Origin of the sequence: Parabacteroides sp. AF21-43, from assembly GCF_003635435.1 — a bacterium.
Classification (GTDB): domain Bacteria; phylum Bacteroidota; class Bacteroidia; order Bacteroidales; family Tannerellaceae; genus Parabacteroides; species Parabacteroides distasonis.
Genome location: NZ_QTMG01000012.1, coordinates 8658 through 29428, shown reverse-complemented (window position 1 = coordinate 29428; position 20771 = coordinate 8658). Strand labels below are relative to the sequence as shown.

At 45.1% G+C, this 20771-nt stretch carries 10 protein-coding genes, 1 pseudogene and 1 riboswitch; of the genes and pseudogenes, 5 read left to right on the top strand and 6 right to left on the bottom strand.

What is annotated here, in order from left to right:
* Nucleotides 1-39: 39 nt before the first annotated feature.
* Both DWX84_RS10365 and DWX84_RS10360 read left to right on the top strand, forming a co-directional pair.
* Nucleotides 40-1386 carry a family 10 glycosylhydrolase gene (locus tag DWX84_RS10365; RefSeq protein WP_122377507.1) on the top strand — a complete coding sequence of 449 codons (1347 nt, stop codon included), beginning with the start codon at nt 40-42 and terminating at the stop codon, nt 1384-1386.
* A 74-nt stretch (nt 1387-1460) separates the two neighbouring features.
* A pseudogene (locus DWX84_RS10360) lies at nt 1461-1836 on the top strand (DUF6078 family protein).
* 193 nt (nt 1837-2029) lie between these two features.
* Here DWX84_RS10360 and DWX84_RS10355 read toward each other — a convergent pair.
* Nucleotides 2030-3748: an ATP-binding protein gene (locus DWX84_RS10355; RefSeq protein ID WP_048927111.1), complete on the bottom strand. Its 1719-nt coding sequence runs from the start codon at nt 3746-3748 to the stop codon at nt 2030-2032.
* A gap of 316 nt (nt 3749-4064) precedes the next feature.
* Here DWX84_RS10355 and carB point away from each other — a divergent pair, with 316 nt between their 5' ends.
* The 3 genes from carB to DWX84_RS10340 all read left to right on the top strand — a co-directional run bounded on the left by carB (nt 4065) and on the right by DWX84_RS10340 (nt 11000).
* Nucleotides 4065-7283 (top strand): carbamoyl-phosphate synthase (glutamine-hydrolyzing) large subunit, encoded by a 3219-nt coding sequence (gene carB / locus DWX84_RS10350; protein WP_005867460.1) that lies wholly within the window; start codon nt 4065-4067, stop codon nt 7281-7283.
* A 77-nt stretch (nt 7284-7360) separates the two neighbouring features.
* Nucleotides 7361-9421 (top strand): transcriptional regulator, encoded by a 2061-nt coding sequence (locus tag DWX84_RS10345; protein ID WP_034530151.1) that lies wholly within the window; start codon nt 7361-7363, stop codon nt 9419-9421.
* A gap of 202 nt (nt 9422-9623) precedes the next feature.
* Entirely contained in the window at nt 9624-11000 is a 1377-nt protein-coding gene (locus tag DWX84_RS10340) for an NAD(P)/FAD-dependent oxidoreductase (RefSeq protein WP_005867456.1), read from the top strand.
* 100 nt (nt 11001-11100) lie between these two features.
* On the opposite strand, the gene DWX84_RS10335 is transcribed toward DWX84_RS10340, so the two are convergent.
* From DWX84_RS10335 to DWX84_RS10315, 5 genes are all read right to left on the bottom strand, one after another.
* On the bottom strand, nt 11101-13872 hold the full coding sequence (locus DWX84_RS10335; protein ID WP_044544685.1) for an FAD-binding and (Fe-S)-binding domain-containing protein: 2772 nt from the start codon (nt 13870-13872) through the stop codon (nt 11101-11103).
* A 63-nt stretch (nt 13873-13935) separates the two neighbouring features.
* Entirely contained in the window at nt 13936-15054 is a 1119-nt protein-coding gene (locus DWX84_RS10330) for an ABC transporter substrate-binding protein (RefSeq protein ID WP_122377506.1), read from the bottom strand.
* Nucleotides 15054-16418, bottom strand: a complete 1365-nt coding sequence (locus DWX84_RS10325; RefSeq protein WP_005859612.1) for a DUF5074 domain-containing protein — start codon at nt 16416-16418, stop codon at nt 15054-15056. Before DWX84_RS10325 ends, DWX84_RS10330 begins: the two co-directional genes overlap by 1 nt.
* 20 nt (nt 16419-16438) lie before the next feature.
* Nucleotides 16439-18442, bottom strand: a complete 2004-nt coding sequence (locus DWX84_RS10320) for a TonB-dependent siderophore receptor (RefSeq protein ID WP_005859614.1) — start codon at nt 18440-18442, stop codon at nt 16439-16441.
* A gap of 37 nt (nt 18443-18479) precedes the next feature.
* Nucleotides 18480-18685: riboswitch (cobalamin riboswitch) on the bottom strand.
* A gap of 109 nt (nt 18686-18794) precedes the next feature.
* Nucleotides 18795-20477 (bottom strand): putative transporter, encoded by a 1683-nt coding sequence (locus DWX84_RS10315; protein ID WP_005859616.1) that lies wholly within the window; start codon nt 20475-20477, stop codon nt 18795-18797.
* Between the last annotated feature and the right edge of the window lie 294 nt (nt 20478-20771).

Sequence of the window (20771 nt, the reverse complement as noted above, 5' to 3'; positions counted from 1 at the left end):
TCTTTAACGGATAAATCGTTAATCAAATTCATTAAACTTATGAGACACATAAATTATTTAGTATTGCTTCTGGTAGTTTGCTGCGTAGGTGCTTGCAGTTCCCCGAAAAATGATACGAAAGATGCTTATCCGATGTTCTGGACTTGGTTGGATTACCAGCCCGGAATGAATTTCGACTCCATCTGCACGATCATGAATGAGGCGGGGATAGACGGTGTCATGCTAAACGCCCCTACTCCGGATGATTATCGGGTCGCTATTCCCATCGCCCAGAAACATGGGATAGAGGTCTACGCTTGGCTATGGACAATGAATCCGGAACATGACCGGGACGCTATCTTAAAAGAACATCCCGAATGGTTCAGCGTAAACCACAATGGACAAAGCTTGGCCGATACGACCGCTTACGTGGATTACTACAAATTTATGTGCCCTGCCTTACCCGAGGTACGGGAGTTTATCAAGAAGAAAATAGAGGCTTACTGCGAGGTAGAGGGTTTGAACGGTATCGCTATCGATTACAACCGTTTCGTGGACGTTATCCTGCCGACTACCCTTTGGCCGAAATACGGTATCGTGCAAGATCAAGAATATCCGCAATGGGATTTTGGCTATCACCCGGCTATGATCGAGAAGTTCAAGGCCGCTTACGGATATGATCCAAGGGAACAAGAAGATCCCTCGCAAGACGAGAAATGGCTTCAATTCCGTTGTGACCAGATTACCGAGGTTGCCAATATGATCGCCGACGTGGTTCACTCCTATGGAAAGAAAATGGCGGCCTCTCCTTTCCCAACCCCCAAGATGGCGTCCAAAATGGTTCGTCAAGACTGGGGTAAATGGAATCTGGACATTGTCTTCCCCATGGTATACCATAACTTCTACACGGAAGATATTAGTTTTATCTCAGACTGTATGATAGAGGATGTTCGGGATAAGAACCCGAAAACAACGCTTTACTGCGGCTTAATGGTTTCAGACGATATGCAAGCCAGCATGGACGCCGCGCTAAATCATGGGGCGGAAGGAATCTCTATCTTTACCGTATCCGCTTTACGCACTCCGGAAAGCCGTGCGATGTTCAAGGCTTATGCGGATAGTGTTCGTGCGGTTCGTGCCGAGAACAATGGGGTGAATCCGGCTTTATCCAAGAGTACCAAAGTAACGAATCCTTTCGAGAACATGGATATCTTGAACATGATAAACGCAAAGATCAAGGAGCTCGCCAACGTGCCTATTCCGAATATCGCCGATTATAAATTGGTGAACGAAAAAGGTGCCACGAAATACTACGAGGTCAAAGAGCTAAACACAGGAAAAACATTCTGCGTAGACTTTTACTTCTACGGAGGTATTCTTTCCGGATGGAATGTTACGGTTAAATAAGTACTTGATAATAGCTATTTTTATGCGGCCTACCTCGTAAATTCATGAGGTAGGCCGCACGCGTAAACACCCCTATTCCAGAACGCCGAAACAAACAATCACCTTTAACAAGAATACTTAATAAAGCCCGACGAGACGGCCTATTGGCAGATCATCAGCCCGAGACACCTCGCCTCATTGAAGGGAACTTGCCCTTATTACCGTCCGAACAAGAAAGTACGCTATGCCGCGGGATTCGTAAGCCTATTGGAGAGCTTGCCGCACAAACAGATGCTCTCCGTTATCCCGGGACTCATGAGGCACTTCAGCCGGCGTACTTACTACCGTGTCCGCAAGGGAGAAAGGCCGCTTTCACCCTCCGAACAACAGGTCGTATTGAATGCGCTTAAACGCTGTGGGGTGAAGGAACCAAAAGACTTCGACGCTTATTTCGAAGAGTACGACTGGTAAACCAAGGAAGAGAGGCTTGTGCCACTACCCATGTTACGAACGTGCCATCACCGTGGCATGCGTGTGCCATCGCAGTGGCACGCCTTTGCCATCGAGGTGGCACGGGCGTGCCAGCATGGTGGCACAACTGTGCCAATAGCATGGCACATCATTGGCACCACAAAGTACTATTAATAAAGCAATTGGATTGATATCACGGAGTCACCTCCCAGCATTTCCATCCTTTGTTGGCACAGATATATACAATGTAGGAACGGACATGGTAGTACGGGAACTTCTCCTTGGTATCCTTGGCGTAGGCGAGTACTTGCGCCACGTCCTCGGGACGGGGATCGCTGAGCGCCAGCATGCGCTCCGCCTCCTTCGCCTTGAAATACTTGAATTCCACCAACCGGTCATCCTTGTAATAGTCCGTACCGGGGATACCGGTCATCTCGAAATCCGAACGGCCCGCCGAATTGTTCTGCTCGATGGCGAACGTATAGTAGCTGCTCAGGTAACGGGAACAAAGCTCGAAGAAGGAGCAACGGATGAAATTCTCGTTGATCCTGTCGAACACCTGCGCCGGGAACTGCCCGAGGTATTGCTCGAAGTAGTTTTGTACCAGCGGCTCGAAACGACGCTCTTCCGTGAAACGCTCGTAAGTAGGCACATAGCGTTGGGCGTTTCCCTCTATATGATTCATCTCGTTATAATAGTCCATGTAGATGCTGCGCATCGTAAGGTTGGGTAGCACCATGCGGTAATTATTCCGCAGCGTGGTCATACCCAGATAAAAGAGGCTGACCGGATAGAAGTTCTTGTCGAAGAATTTCCTCTTGTTGAACTTGCTCGACAGGTCGGAAACGTTATAGGATAACTCGTCGTCAATCACCAACGCATCCAGCATCTCCTTGGAGTTCTCTTGCGAGAGGGTCAAGCGACGGATCCAACCGATATCCGTACGCAGGTTCTCATCCACCAGCTCACTCGGGATCATACCATCCATCGTGGCGAAGTTCTTAAAGAAATAGGTCAAGATCGTGGAATTGAACAAAGGCTCCGCGCCGGGACGGAAACGATAGCCGTCGTAGTTGTTCACGATCAGTTGCCAAAGTTCCTCAAAAGAGTCCTGCCCCGTGCCGTATTTGTCAAGGACATAACGAAGATAAGCGCTCGCTTCCTCATACGTAAAACCAAGCATATCCAGAAACCTCGGATGCAAGGTCAGGATCTCCGCTATATTATATCCGCTTGTCAAATCGTCCATCGTGACGGGAAGAACCCCCGTGCAGAAACATGTACGGATACTACCTTCGCCGATACCCGCTTTGATCACCTTGAAGAAAGTGCGCAGGAAACTATCCTTCGTGGTTACCTGCTCATAGAGCGGATCCTTGTAGGCCGTCAACAACTGATTGGTGAAATTATCGTACTCATCGATCAACACATACACTTTAGGCAGTCCATGCTCACGGGCGTACCCCAAAGCTTCCTCAAGCATCTTGGAGGCCTCTTTCTTGCTGGAGAACTGAAAATCCTTAAACAAGTCCCGGTTATGCGTTACCATGATCTCCACGGGAGAACGATTCAGATCGTTGAAATTCCGCTCCAACCCTTCCATGTCATCGGCCATCACCATCTTGGAAAAATCATAGCGCACGATCATATAACGATTATGCTCCTCCGTCGGGTGCTCCCCGATCCAAGTCCCGCCGAACAGTTCCTCGAACCGGTCGGCCTTGGTACGGTCGTAGTAACAGGTCAAGGTAGAGATAAACAGGCTTTTCCCGAAACGACGGGGACGCAAGAAGACTGGAGCCTTATAGTCTTCCAAGCCCGGAATGAAATCGGTCTTGTCCACATAGTAGAAATTGCGTTCCCGCATCTCTACAAAATCCGCTACCGCATAAGGAATCGTTATTCGTGCCATAAGCTTTCTTTTTTCTGATACAATACTACAAATTTAAGAAAATAACTTGTTCTTTCAAACAAAAGCCCTATCTTTGCCGAAATTTTGAAGAGAGAGCAGATGACAAACAAGACACATAAGGATAATCCGAAGTTCTATTCCGGTTATATGTCGGAGGTTGAGGCTCTTTTCTCTATTTTACGGGATTATAATTTGGTTATATAAGATGCGTTGGTTACTTTTACTAACGCATTTTTTTTGTGTCCATCGGTCCGGTGATATAATATAAATATAATATTCTAAAATCATTATAATAAACAAAACAACCCAAATTACTATGTCGAAAAGTGATATCAAAAAGGTGATTGTTCTGGGCTCGGGTGCCCTGAAGATCGGACAGGCCGGGGAGTTTGACTACTCTGGTTCGCAAGCGTTAAAGGCTCTGAAAGAAGAAGGGATCAGTACCGTATTGCTAAATCCGAATATCGCGACTATCCAAACATCCGAGGGAGTAGCCGATAAGGTATATTTCTTGCCTATCACTCCTTACTTCGTGGAGGAAGTTATCAAAAAAGAACAACCGGACGGAATCCTATTGGCGTTTGGCGGGCAGACCGCTTTGAACTGCGGTACTCAACTTTACACCAGCGGCACGTTGGCTAAATATGGCGTGAAAGTATTGGGTACATCCGTTGAGGCTATCATGTACACCGAGGACCGTGACCTATTTGTTAAGAAACTGAACGAGATAGAAGTGAAGACCCCGATCAGCCAAGCCGTAGAAAGCATGGACGACGCCGTGGCTGCCGCTTATAAGATCGGTTTCCCCGTAATGATCCGTTCCGCTTACGCATTAGGTGGTATGGGCAGTGGTATCTGCAAGGACGAGGCCGAGCTTCGCACCTTGGCGGAAAGCGCTTTCGCTTACTCATCCCAGATCTTGGTCGAGGAATCTTTGAAGGGTTGGAAAGAGATCGAGTTCGAGGTGATCCGCGACAAGAACGACCATTGCTTCACGGTAGTGAGCATGGAGAACGTAGACCCGCTAGGCGTACACACCGGCGAGAGTATCGTAGTAGCTCCGACTTGCTCCTTGACCGAGAAAGAATTAGATTTATTGAAAGAACTTTCTACCAAGACGATCCGCCACTTAGGTATCGTGGGTGAATGTAATATCCAATACGCTTTCAACTCCGAGACTTGCGATTACCGTGTGATCGAGGTGAACGCTCGCTTGAGCCGTTCTTCCGCCTTGGCATCCAAGGCCAGCGGTTATCCATTGGCTTTCGTCGCCGCTAAGTTGGCGTTGGGCTACGGATTGGACGAGATCGGCGAGATGGGTACTCCAAACTCCGCGTACAAAGCGCCGGAGGTAGATTATATGATCGTGAAGATCCCGCGTTGGGACTTGACGAAGTTCGTGGGTGTCAGCCGCCAGATCGGTTCCAGCATGAAATCCGTCGGCGAGATCATGTCGATCGGTAAGAGCTTCGAGGAAATCATGCAGAAGGGTCTTCGTATGATCGGACAAGGAATGCATGGTTTCGTAGGTAACAACGATATCCATTTCGATAACTTGGACGAGGAGTTGGCGAACCCTACCGACTTGCGTATCTTCGCCGTGGCGCAAGCCTTGGAACAGGGATATAGCGTAGACAAGATACATGAGTTGTCAAAGATCACACGCTGGTTCTTGGAGGGCTTGAAGAATATCGTGGATTACGCCAACGTATTGAAAGGTTACAACAAGATCGAGGATCTTCCGGAAGATGTATTGAAAGAGGCGAAACGCCTTGGTTTCTCAGACTTCCAGATCGCTCGTTACGTAGAGAACCCGGAAGGAAATATGGAGAAAGAGAATATCCGCGTACGTAACTTGCGTAAAAAAATGGGCATTCTCCCTACCGTGAAACGTATCAACACGATCGCTTCCGAACATCCGGAATTGACCAACTATCTATATATGACTTACGACGGCACGCCGCACGATATCACCTACTACCCGAATGAGAAGAGCGTGATTATCTTGGGGTCCGGAGCTTACCGTATCGGCTCGTCCGTTGAGTTCGACTGGTGTTCGGTGAATGCCGCCCAGACCGCTCGTAAGCTAGGTTATAAATCGATCATGATCAACTATAACCCGGAGACCGTATCTACCGACTACGATATGTGCGACCGTCTGTACTTCGACGAGCTTTCATTCGAGCGCGTGCTAGACGTGATCGATCTGGAATTGCCGAAGGGCGTGATCGTCTCCGTAGGTGGACAGATCCCGAACAACTTGGCGATGAAACTGTACCGCCAGAATGTTCCGGTATTAGGTACTTCCCCGCTATCGATCGACCGTGCCGAGAACCGTCATAAATTCTCCGCGATGTTGGATTCGCTAGGTATCGACCAACCTCGTTGGGCAGAGCTTACCAGCATGGAAGAGATCGACGCGTTTATCGAGAAAGTAGGTTTCCCGATCTTGATCCGTCCGTCTTACGTATTGTCCGGAGCGGCGATGAACGTTTGCCATACGAAAGAGCAGATGATCGAGTTCTTGGATTTGGCCGCTAAGGTTTCCAAGGAATATCCGGTGGTCGTATCCGAGTTCATGCAAGGAACGAAAGAGATCGAGTTCGACGCTGTCGCTATGAATGGCGAGGTGGTTGAGTACGCGATCTCCGAGCATATAGAGTTCGCCGGTGTTCACTCCGGTGACGCTACCTTGGTGTTCCCAGCTCAGAAGATTTACTTCGAGACAGCCCGCCGCATCAAGAAAGTAAGCAAGATGATCGCAAAGGAGTTAAATATCAGCGGTCCGTTCAATATCCAATTCTTGGCGAAGAATAACTTCGTGAAAGTAATCGAATGTAACTTACGTGCCTCACGTAGTTTCCCGTTTGTATCTAAAGTATTGAAACGCAACTTTATCGAGACGGCTACCCGCATCATGCTGGACGCTCCGTATACGAAACCGGATAAGAGCGCATTCGATATCGACTGGATCGGAATCAAGGCTTCCCAGTTCTCATTCGCCCGTTTGCACAAGGCAGACCCTGTATTAGGTGTGGACATGAGCTCCACCGGCGAGGTAGGTTGTATAGGCGACGATTTCAACGAGGCTTTGCTTTCCGCCATGATCGCCGTAGGCAACAGTATTCCTAAGAAGAACATTTTAGTATCTTCCGGCGCAGCTAAGAGTAAGGTCGATCTATTGGAGCCTTGCCGCATGCTAGATGCCAAGGGTTACACGATCTATGGTACGCACGGAACCGCCAAGTTCCTGAACGATAACGGAATCAAGGCAACCGCCGTTTGCTGGCCGGATGAGGAAGGTGATTTGAATATCATGGATATGTTCAGCAATCACGCTTTCGAATTGGTAGTAAATATCCCGAAAGATCATAGCAAACGTGAGTTGACCAATGGCTATAAGATCCGCCGTGCGGCGATCGATCATAACATTCCATTGATCACGAACGCCCGTCTGGCTAGCGCCTTTATCGACGCTTTCTGCAATATGAACGTAGAAGATATACAGATTAAGAGCTGGCAGGAGTACAAGTAATCAAAATTTGATTATATTTGCATGTGTGTAATATAAAGAGACAAGGCTTTATGCCTTGTCTCTATAGTTTAAAGACCATGTACAGACGGCTACCTTTTATCATATTATTATCTATACTGGCGGTTTTCGCCTTGCGTGCGTCTGTGGTCGCTCCCTCTATCCTCGTACAAAATTATTCCGTAGACGATTATAAGGCTAGTTGCCAGAATTGGGATTTAGCGGTTTCCTATCATGGCATCTTATATGTAGCTAATAATTCCGGTCTGGTTACTTTTGACGGGAATACATGGAACACATATCCATTACCGGATAAAACCCCTATTTATAAAGTATCTTTCCAGAACGATTCTATCTATACCCAAGGCAAATCATCGTTAGGCTATTGGCTATACGACGAACTCGGGAATCTGGAATACCATCCGATCGATACGCTCCCATCGCACGTCGGTTTCGATAACCCCGAGACGAACTACACGATCCCGAAAGAAATCGAGGAAAAGCACCCTACTTCTTTCGCTAGCGCCGGAGGTCTCAATTTCACGGGAACATCTACGTCCGGCATTTATATCACCAACGACGAAGGGGAGATCTTTCAACATCTCAACATCAATAATCAGTTACAAGATAATATCGTACGTTCCATCTGCGTACAGGATAATAACTTAATCTGGGTCGCCTTGGATAATGGTATCTCCCAAATAGATATCAATCCTCCCATCGCCATGTTAGGTAAAAGAAGCCAGATCGGAAAGTTGGAAGACGCTGTAAAAGAGGATAACCGCCTCTATATCCGGACAAATCTCGGCTACTTCAGCCGGAGCTTGATGTTTGGTGATAAGTTTACCCCGATATCCGGTGAGATCGGACGTTCATATATCCATCCGGATACGGCCGACAATCATTTATCGGTAAGCACTTTATTTAAGAATAAAGATGTATTGGGCGTATTCGCCAACGCAGAAAGTATTTACCCGGTTCCAGACAATTTGTATTGGCTCACGATCCAGAATGAGGCCGGACTCTTCCATCGGGAAAACGGTACAGGAACTTTAAAATGCCGGATCCTATTCGATAATTACGATCTGAATCTGGTGACCAACGGCAAACGGATCATCCCCTTGAATGATTCTCTTGATTTGGTATCCGCCATGCAAGGAACCCTATTAATCAACACCCGCCAATTAATAGAGGGAAGCCTAGGAGGATTGACGATGCCACGGTTTATGCGCATCGAGTATCAAGATCAAGAAGGTACACATTATTTATATCCAGATACTCAAAGAATCAACATGCCCCATAACTTCCAAGAACTCTCGCTATACATCGGGACAACGGTATTCACCCCTAATCACCAAATCAGTTATAAGCTGGAAGGGGTATCCGCCGATTGGTCTTCTTGGCAGAAAGACGGCAAAATTACCTTCTTACAACTTCCGGAAGGAACTTATGAGCTAAGGGTACGTAAATATGTAACCCGGGGTCCGTTTCCCGAGATCACGATGCAAATCACGGTGCGCCCTCCTTGGTATAATACCGTATGGGCCTATTTGATCTACGTCGCTTTGATATGGTTCGCCATTCAAGAAGGGCTTCGGTACCATTTAAGGAATTTGCGGAAAAAAGAACAAGAAAAGCTGGAGGCAGAGCGACAAGCCGAACTGCAAAGGCTTCAACAAATGAAAAGCGAGATGCTGGAAACGGAGTTGCAAAACAAAAACAATGAGCTTACTCTCCAGACGACAGCTTTGGTAAAAAGAAACGAGGCAATCCAAGCTTTGTTGGAAGAACTGGATAAGCAGAAAGAGACATTGGGTGACCGATATCCCAATAAGTTATATACCCGTTTACGTTCCTTGATCGAATCTACCTTGAACGATCAAGCGGATTGGGTGCAGTTCGAGACCTATTTTAATAGCGCCCACCAGAATTTCATGGATCGTTTACGCCAGCAATACACAGATATAACGGCAGGCGATTTGCGCATATGTTGTTTACTCCGCATGAACCTTTCCACGAAGGAAATCGCATCGTTAATGAATGTATCCGTACGAGCTATCGAGCTAAGAAGATACCGCTTAAGAAAGCGATTAGCCCTTGATGGGGATACGAATCTTGTCGATTTCTTAATGAACTACTAAAAATATTTTCTAGAATATGCTTAATATATAATATTCTACATAACAGCATATTAAACGCACATAGAAAGAGATAGAGAAAGTCTTGTAGTAGTCTTATTCAATAAAAAAATCATTTGCGCAAGTCGTGTAGTAGTCATTTTCATGGCTACCGTAATTTATTGTGTTTCCTTTGCCGGCGAATAAAATCTTAAATTCTTTCGACATGATGAAACACGAACTGGAGAAACAATTAGATGCGCTAGAAAAGAAAGGTGTCGACAGACGACATTTCTTTAAGTTATTAGCGGCGACAGGACTGATCGCGGGAGCTAATACCGGAAAAGCAAACGCTTTTTCAAGCAGCGCAAAAGGTAAAATCGTTATTATCGGTGGAGGAGCCGCTGGTATCAGTATGGCTGCCCGATTAAAACATTGGCTTGATGAACCGGATATCACTCTGATTGACCCCAGCGATCGTCAGTTTTATCAACCGGGATTCACTCTGATCGCCTCAGGTGTGTACCAACCGGAAGATGTTTGGAAGAAGCAAGAGGATTGTATGCCTAGCGGTATAAAATGGATAAAGGACTCGGTCGCCGCAGTTGATCCCGTATGGAATCAAGTAACGACCAAAAGTAACGGAAAGATTCCATACGACTTTTTAGTACTGACCCCGGGATTACAATGTAACTGGGAAAAAGTAGAGGGTATTACCCACGATACCTTGGGACAAGGAAACGCAAACTCTATTTACGATTTCGAAGGAGCCCAAAAGACATGGAAAGCTCTTCAAGAATTCGCGAAAAAAGGAGGCAAAGGTATTTATACCGATACCTATACAAAACATAAATGTGGCGGCGCCCCCAAAAAGATCTGTTTATTATCCGAGCATTACGCAAGGAAACAAGGGACACGCGACAAGCTGCAATTGAATTATTTTACCGCATCGAAGGAACTATACGATATCCCGTATTTCACACCTCGCTTGCTAGAAATATATAATGAACGTAACATACCTATTAACTTGAATGTACGTGTAAAAGGTGTAGACACATCCGCGAAGCAAGTACATTTTGAGAAGATAGAGACAAAAGGCGAAGAAAAGATCGTAACGCCGTTCGTAGAGGATTACGATTTCTTACACTTCACCCCGCCTATGTCCGCTCCCGATTTCGTTCGTGATGCCGGATTAGGTTGGACAGAAGGTAAATTGGCTGCGGACGCATGGGTAATGGTCGATAAAGAGACCTTGGTACATAAGAAATACCAGAACATCGTTTCTCTGGGTGATGTAGCCGGTATCCCGACCAGTAAAACATCTGCCGCTATCCGCAAGCAAGTACCTATCGCCGCCAAGAACCTGATCGCGCTCATGGAAGGCAAAGAGCCGACCGAGAAATACAACGGTTATGCCGCTTGCCCGATCGTCACGGATTACGGTCATGTGTTGCTTTGTGAGTTTGACTACGAAAAGAAACCAGACATTTCATTCCCATTCTCGATGATCGATACATCAAAAGAGCAATGGCTTGCTTGGATCTTAAAGGTATATATTTTAAAACCGATGTATTTCAACGGAATGCTTAACGGTTACGCATAATATGAATAAAAAAAATCTATGAAATAAAACTCCCTATAATTTCGAATGCCAAACTACAAAGCCCCGGGTTTCAGTTGTACGAAACCGGGGTTTTTGATTTTTAACGAGTAGCCTTTTCCACTAAATAGACGATCGATTTATAGGATATCCCACTATTCATCGTCAAACCGATCTCGCACGTACGGCTATTGCTATATCCTTCCGTCGCCCCATGCAAATTCGGTTTCAAGTAATGAAGACCGGAAGCGTTTAGTTCCGGATAGAAGAAACCACGATCGCCCGCCCAACCGCAACAAGTAACTTGAGCGGGAGAGACCACCCGGTTCGCGCATAAGCCCGCCAGTTCCACCAGCTTGTCTTGTACTCCCATCTTCGTTGTACTACAAGTAGAGTGTACCGCTACCGTAACCGGCAACTTAGTAAAGTTCAGACGATCACGCATAAAGTCATAGATAAACTCCACAGGTTCATATAATCGTAAACGTTTATCCAAGGTTTCCCTCATATGCAGCAAGCAAGGGCTCATGTCACACAAAATAGGCAAGCGGCCGTTATCGCTCGCCCGCAAAAGAGCCTCATTCAATTCCTCCGCCTTCTGCGCCGCTTGCTTCCGGAACCCTTTACTGCTAAAAGCCATGCCGCAACAAAGCTTACTTAGATTCTCAGGATAACGAATCGTAAAGTCCGCTCTTGTCAATAAAGCGATTATTTGTTCCGTTACACTTACAAAATCCACATCTTCATAATCAGCTGAAGCTCCCATCGTACGGGTAATACAAGACGGGAAATAAACCATTTCCATCCCATTCTCTACACCCGTCAGTTCCTTGAACTTTGACGCGCCAGAAGGTGTATGCCGAGTCCAAAGCGGGAATTTATGAGCGGAAGCCCTAAACAAGAAAGAGGCAAATCTCTCGAATGCGTTATACCCCACCAGCTTTGAAAGCACATGGGGCAGCTTAAGCAAAGGACGAAGCATACCCGTTACGGTTCCCATATTCCCGGCGATGCCCGAAGCGATAGCATTCGCCAAGACACCATTCTCTTTCCACCGTAACTCTTTGATCAATAAACCGGTATTAATGCCAACCGGACATGCCGTAGCACATAGGCCATCGGTAGCGCAGGTAGCGTTACCTTTATAGTTAAAGGCTTTCTTGAGTTCTTTATATCGCTTAGAGTTTGTTTCCCCCTGTTCCGCCAAAGCCGATAATTCCCTATAGATCACGATACGTTGCCGGGGTGTCAATGTCACATGCCTTGACGGACATTGTATCTCACAAAAACCACACTCGATGCATTTATCGATCAGCTCATTCGCCAACGGTATTTGCTTTAAGTTCTTTATAAACACATCCGGGTCCCGATTTAAAAGGACACCCGGATTTAATATATTTTCCGGGTCAAAGAGCCTTTTGATCTTCCACATCAACTCATAAATCTCCTCACCCCATTCATCTTTAACAAATGGAGCCATATTTCGTCCCGTGCCATGCTCCGCTTTCAAGCTACCGTCGTAGTAAAGTACCACATCTACAAGGCTACGCATAAAAGAAGCGTAATGATCGATACCTTCCTGTGCGTTTATATCCGGAAAAATCGTGAAATGAACGTTTCCATCCAATAAATGTCCCCACATCACCGCATTTCCGTATCCATAATCCGACAAGACCCCACGCACTTGTTCCAAAGCCTCTCCTAAAACCTCTTCCCGGAAAGCGATATCTTCAATAATAGATACCGTACCCCGTGGCCGTCTTCCCGCAGCGGAAGTAAATAAACCGTTTCGTACCCGCCAATAAGTAGCGTAAAGCTTCGGATCGGTCGTAAATGATACCGGATATAAGGTCTGTATATCTGCTAGCCGCTCCTCTATATCCCGGAATTGGATTTGAAGTTCTTCTTCCGAATTAGAAGACGTGTCGATCAGCAACGCTACCGCATCCTCGGGTAAAGAATGTAATATCTCCGGCATCCCCGGTTCATCCTCTACCGCATGTAAGGCGTTTCTATCCATCAACTCGGCGGCGGACACTTTGCATTGGCGTAACGGGGCTATGGCTCTGCACGCCTCCATCAAAGAGGGGAAATAAATCAAGGCGGAAGCTTTTAAAGCCTCATCGGGGACTGTCTCGAAAGTAACCGAAGAAATAAACCCTAAGGTTCCTTCCGAGCCAACCATTAAATGCATGAGTATATCGTATGGATCGGTATAATCCAAGAAAGAGTTCATTCCATAACCGCATGTATTCTTCAACTCATATTTAGATAGAATCCGGTCTTCCATGTCTGGATTCAACAAGATCTCCAAACGGAAATTCATCAACTTCTCCAATAAGCCTATATGCGTTTGCATGAAATCCCTGCGACTCGCTAACGAAGAAGTATCCAAAAAGGCTCCATCCGCAAAGATAATCTCCATATCCCGGACCGTATTATAGGAGTTATGGATAATACCATAGCTAGAACCACTCGAGTTATTCGCTACGATCCCGCCGATACGTGCGGATTTGATGGAGGCAGGGCTAGGCCCTAGCTTACGGCCATAAGGTTTCAACCAGCGGTTCGCCTCTTCTCCAGTTATACCACAAGGGAATTTAGCCAAACTCCCATCTCCTGAAATCTTAACCTTTCCATAGTCAGGACTGATTTCCATCAATACAGAATCTGTAATAGTCTGGCCGGATAAAGAGGTCCCCCCAGCTTTAAAGGTTACAGATTTACCAGTCTTCTCACATTCAGCAAGAACACGTTTTACATCTTGCTCACGACTCACGATTTCAACTCGTTTGGGATTCAACCTGTAAATCCCGGCATCTGTTCCCTTCGCTAATGTAGTTAAAGCATCAGCATATACCTTTTTTATCTTCATAGTCTAATACCTTTATTTGTCTAGAAACGACATTTCAACAAAGATATGAAACCTTTAAGACAATCAGGGCATTTCTCTAAAATAACGGGGAGAATACCCGAATACTAGCTCCGGATGGAAAATCCAGATTAAATCTTTCAATAAATATTCCGGATGTATAGGGAATTCCTCGTAATAAGGAACTGCACCTGTATTACAGGTATAAATCCGTTTTTTTTTAAAAGCGTCGAAATTCTCGTAAGGAGTATATTCGGAGCGTAAATCGTTATAGGTCATCTCAGAAGACTGATTATATTTAACAAGCCAAATATCCGCATGGATCGCTTTATCAAACACGGTCTCAAACGCTAAGGGGGTACTTCCGGCACCCGGTAAATCCTTAAACATATAATCAGCTCCGGCGTCCTCGATAAGATGAGCCATATAACTATCTCCGGATGGTACATACCACGAAGAGCCGAACTTTTTCTCCGACAAAACAGTAGGACGATTATCTATATTTGCGGTTAAGTCCTTTAGAGACAAATAGGCTTGCTCTGTTTCTTTAAATATAGAATCGGCCATCTCTTCCTTTCCGAATAGCAAACCATAAAAGCGAATCCACTCCGTACGCCCCAAAGGAAATGCCTCCATATAGTCGGCTCCTTCGATAATGGGTATCCCTATCTTCTCGACAGGCCCATAACTACTGTTCTGGAACGGGGAAGCGATCACTAGTTCCGCGCCGATCTCTATCATTTTTTCTATATTCGGAGAGGTAGCCTCACCTAAATCAGCGATTCTTCCGGCCTGTATACCCTCTTGTATGGCAGGAGTATCCATATAACGAGGCTCACAAACACCTATAACCTTATTGATTTCGTGCAATTGATCAATAATAGCCGCATGGACAGAAGTATAAACCACAATATCTTTTACCGGGACCTTCACGATCGTCCCTTTGAGTAATCCGCCGGGAACCGACTTTGTCCGGTCTACCAATAAATAGCGTTGAAGCAGACGGGTACTATCCCACGGATCACGAACTTCCACCATTGTATAGGTATCAAAGCGCTGAACCGTGAAACCTTGGGCATATTGAATACTATCAGAGGAAAGAGCTTCCTTGGAAGAAGTTTGCTTTCCGGATGGCGTACATGCCACCATCCAGAAAGCGAACCCTAAGAGAATCAGTAATCGCATTAGATATTATCTTTTTGAGCGAGGACTACTTTCATGGGATTTAAACCGGCCTCAAACTTCTTGAACAATTTACCGTCACCTCCGAAACAATAGATATCGCCATTATTCTTATAATCAGACTCTGCGACATAGACATTTCCACCCACGGCACTGATTGAATAAGGGGATTGTATTGAGGTTCCATCTGTAATAAAGCTCGTTCCCGCAGATTGGCTCTTTGTATCAAATGTTAAAAATGCAGGGCTAGACATTCCCCATTGCGCATAGAACAGAAATAGCTTGCCATCCTCATAGGCCATCTCCGTTGCGTTTGGACAATTCGTAAGGGAAGTAACCTCATAAGTCTCCGTATTTATCTTTTGTACCGTATTGGGTATATCCGCATAGTTACCCATAGAAACCACATATACATTTCCTTGCTCATCCGCCTGTATCCGTGTGGGATTCAATACTACATCCAACTTCTTTATCTCTGTAAAAGTAGACAGATCAACCACTGATACCGTTTTATCATACCCAACCTCGGTACTGTAATCCATACCTCCGGAGTTTGAGACAAACAATTTATTAGAAGATACCGCCAATTGTTCCGGATTCCGTCCGACCTTTACTTTCGCCTCAACCTCCAAGGATGCGGTATCCAAACGAGCGACATATCCATTATAATAGCTAATATAGACTTTTCCACCCTCTGATACCATATAACGGGGCTGCCCCTCTGTCTTGACTTGCTTAATGGATTTTGCCTTCAGATCTGTCACTTCTATCGTAGACTCTCCATATACCGCGATATACATCTTATCGCCATACACGATCATATCCTGTGCCGTATCTCCCAGCCCCCTGCCATTTTGAGCCAAGAAATAATCGGGGACAACCTCATCCTTTTCTATGTCGTACATATATAAAGAAGAGTTGTTATTTCCCATATTGCCCGAATTCAAGAAATATAAAGCCATGAAAGAACTATCCTTCACAAAATCAATAACTCTTACGGAAGCATAAACAGAAGACTCACCTTCCGCATTTGCGGCTATAACTAATAAATAGCCTATATTTACGACATCCGTAATAGCATATGAATGTGTTCCAACTTCTACCTCCGCAATTTTCATATCTTTAGCGGTTCCATCAGAGGAACCATAAATCACGTACTTTGTTACATTGTCAACAGAAGACGGAGCTGTCCAATTTAAGGTTCCACTAACTTTTAAAGCTTCCGGATTCTCATCCGTAAAACTGACATTAGTTACAGATACATTTGGTATGTTCAGTGAAGGCTCATTGTCATCATCACAGCTGACAAACGAGAAAGACATCAATGCACACAAGGCAGAGACACAAACTAAATTCTTCTTTTTCATTACTTTACTTTTATAGTTTACTAATAGGATAAACAAATACTTAAACGCCAAGAACGGCCCGGCATGGGATAATACTGAATAACATCATAATTCACGTTCGCAAGATTTAACAATTCACCTTGCAAACGCAAACCGAAATATCGAAAACGAAAATCTCGATTTATAGAAATACTCTGTTCTATATAAGAATCAATCCTGTTCCGATCTATATTTTGCGGCAATGCATAACGATCACCAACCGCAGTCAGTATATAAGAGACATTTACCCATGGATTTTCCAAGGTTACGGAAACCGTGCCTGAATGACGAGGTGTATAAGGAATCTGATCCTTATAATTCTTAGCTTCCGGATCTGTCACATCAACCGCGTATTGAAAAGAATAAGTGGAAGCCAAAAGCAAGCTCATTCGTAAGGGCAATCGGAATTGTGTAGATAAATTTACATCTACCCCTTTAATATCCACTTCGCCCATATTCATCATCTTCCAAACATACATGGTAGGTAAAGCCACGATCTTATCTTTCACCGTATTATAATATCCATCCGCCGAAATACTGAAATGCCGCAGCCAATCCCCACAGGAAGAACTCCATGTTACCCCTACATTATATTGGGAAGTTTCTTCCGGTTTCAAATTTGTATTTCCCATACGGAGGTAATACAAGTCCGTAAATGTAGGAACCCGGAATATATCTTTGTAAGAGGCACGTATCCGCAAAGTACTTTCCGAGAATGGCCGCCAAGACAAACTTACAGCCGGGGATAAACGCCTCTTATCATCCGGTTTTTCCCCTTGCTCCACTTTATCAGTGATATATGTTCCCAATAAACTAGCGGTAGCCGTGAATCGACTGTTCTTATATTGCACCGCTAGTACTGATTGAGAGGCCATTCGCTTTGGATTAGGGCCGTTCACAAAATTATTGTCCAGCATAGAGCGAGTTAAATCCGTAGTCAACGTCGCCGATACATACTTTATAGGAGTATACAGCAAACCTACAGAGCCATAATACTCATTCTGTGTATTCAAATCGACTTGTTCGCCCGCAGCATATTTATCATTTATATCTAAATAACGAGTAAAAGCATAATTATACTTAGCCATGGCCCGTAGCGTAAATTTCTCATTAAGAACATTCTTATACCCCGATTGCACGAAAAAGTTATTATCCCATAATCGTTCAGAAGTGTTCTTGTTATATAAATTAACAGAACCGGGAAGCCCCCGCTCCGAATCAAAATAGTACGCCTTAAAGGAAAGTTCGCCTCCCCTTCCAAAATCGCCGAATAGATTACCTTCCAAATGGTAAGCATGGATATCGCTATTTCTACGCTTCTCTCTCGTCTCCAATTCCCCATTAATCAATGTATAGGGATATTGCCCATCCGCACGCACGAAATCACCATGTAAGGATGCGCTCCAACGCTTTCCTAATTTTTGATCATAATGCAGCACGGGATTAAAAAGCCCGAAGGAACCTCCCTTAACCTTAAGATAAGTATGAAACGATTTGTCTTTAAACGTGGGCTTTCCGGTTTGTATATTCAAGGCTCCTGCCGAGGCATACACCCTTGCCGTTTGGAAGATGTCATCCGATTGTCCGATCGATAAGGAAACCATCTCCACGTTATCCAACGAGAAACGGCTGATATCGACTTGCCCGCTTTGCGCATCCGTAATCGTCACCCCATCGTAACTGACGGCGGTATGCTTCGCTCCCAAGCTACGTACCGAGACCGTTTTCAATCCTCCGATCCCCCCATAATCCTGTACTGTAACTCCCGAGAAGCGTTTCACGGCCTCGGATAGGTCTTGTACTCCCAAGCGATCGATTCCCGCCCGGTCCATAATTTGCAAAGGCGTACCTTCACGGGTGACCGACGGACGTACCTTCTCCACTACTTCCACCCCGGAAAGCTCGTGATAGGCCGTCGTATCGATCTGTTGACCGAAAGCGACACCCAAAGAAAATAACCATACGCTAAAAACGCACAGACATCTTATAAGATATAAATCTCGCATAATAATTCTTAGGTTTACCAACGTCTTCACCCGAAACGTCGCATAACAAAATCATGGCAGGTTTTCTGGCTCGTCCACCCTCTGTCGGCTACCTTCCCGCCTATCCGATAGGCAGTGGCAACAAGATTTGCCGGGGCTCCAAGGACTTACAGCTACGGGTACAGCTCCGGACTCGCACCGGATTCCCTTTTACTGATTATTATCGGAATCGATAACATCTACACCTTGATTGGCCGCAAAGATACATGTTTACTTTTTGATTAGCAACAAAAAAGCCCCCCGGCGAATCACTTCGGCGGAAGGCTAGGGAGTTTACACTTTTCTAAACATTACTAACAACAAAATATTTATTCTATGTATAAAAGAATAATATCATTAACTGTGCGGTCAACACACGCAAAAACATGGTCAATGGATAAACCGTCGCATATCCAACCGCCGGCGCATCATTTCCTGCCGCCATATTGGAATAGGCTAACGCAGGAGGATCGGTCGTACTTCCCGCAATCAATCCCATCAACGTAAAATAATTCAGTTTATAAAAATACCTTCCCACACAACCGATAATCAGTAGAGGCAATAACGTTATTATAAAACCATAACCGATCCAAGCTACACCACCCTTATTGACTATCGTATCGACAAAACCTTCACCCGCACTCAATCCCACGCAGGCGAGAAACAAGGTGATTCCTAATTCCCTCAATAGTAAATTAGAACTTTGCGTGGTATAAGTAACCAATTTATAACGATAACCGAACCGGCTTATCAATATCGCAACGATCAACGGACCTCCCGCTAATCCTAATTTCACCGGTTGAGGAATACCCGGAAAACTAATAGGAAGACTTCCCACGATAATACCCAAAACTATACCAACAAAAATAGTCACCAAATTAGGTTCATTCAAGCGTTTCATTGAATTACCCAGCGTCTCGGCAACTTTCTCCACCGCCAATTCACTACCGACCACTGTCACCCGGTCGCCTATTTGCAAGACCAGATTAGGAGTAGCTACCAACTCCAGCCCCGCACGATTGATCCGAGTCACGTTAATTCCATGTAAACGGCGTAACTGCAAAGCCCCTAATTGCTTACCGTTGATTTCAGACCGGGTAACCAAAATACGCCGGCTGATAAACTGGCTTTCCGCCGGAATCCATTGCTTACGATCCATCTGTATTTCTTGACCGATAAAAGTCTTTATCGCCTCCACGTCATGCTCTGCGGTAATAACAAAAATCTTATCATCCCCATTCAATACCGTGTTCCCCGCCACGATCTCTATCCGATTCGTATCGTTACGTAAAATACGGGAAATAACAAATTCACGGTGTTCCAACAATTTAGATAGCTCACTTACGCTACGACCAAAAATCGCCGGATTCTTCACCACCAAAGAGATAGGTACAGCCTCTCCTCCCGATTCCGTATCCGTCTCTTCTTCCAATTGTTCCGTCTCCTTCGCAAAAGAGATACGGAAAACATAACGGATAAAAATCATCGACAAGATAATGCCGATCACACCTAACGGATAGGCAACCGCATATCCTAAAGCGATCGTTTCATCCGAGATCCCCGTCATATCTGAATAAGCCTGTTGAGCAGCGCCCAATCCCGGTGTATTCGTCACTGCTCCGGATAAGATACCTACCATTGTCGGTATAGGAATGCCTGTAATATAATGTATAATCAAGGCAGTAATCACCCCTAGAAAAACAATACCGCAAGCAAGCATATTCAACGTGATCCCTCCCTTTCGAAACGAAGAGAAAAATCCGGGGCCTACTTGCATACCTACCGAGTAAACAAATAAGATCAAACCAAACTCTCTAAAAAAATGAACGACCGACGGATTCGCCGTAAAACCGAAATGCCCGAGAAAGATCCCGACAAACAGTACCATGGTAATCCCTAAAGAGATACCGAATAGCTTCAGTTTACCAAGCTGGATCCCCAGAGCGATCACAACGGATAACAAAAGGATAGAATGCCCTACCCCTTCTCCCCATAACAATTCATTAATCCATTCCATATCTATTCATGTATATATTAATTTAAGATAAAAAAGTACCTCTGGCGAATCACTTCGGCAGAGATACACATATTGAACATTTAGTATCCCAGTTTAATCTGGCATCCATTCTAACAACATTTACTAATATATTTTCTATTTCTTATGCTGATAATTTAGACAAACTTTCCTCTTCCGGCAAAAGGGTTACCGGCCATTCAAATGTCGCACGACAGTGCGAACAGATCCTTTTCATACGTCTTTGTTCCTTTTAAGATATTGCTTATCTTTTCGTACTGCTTTCCTAATCCCTCG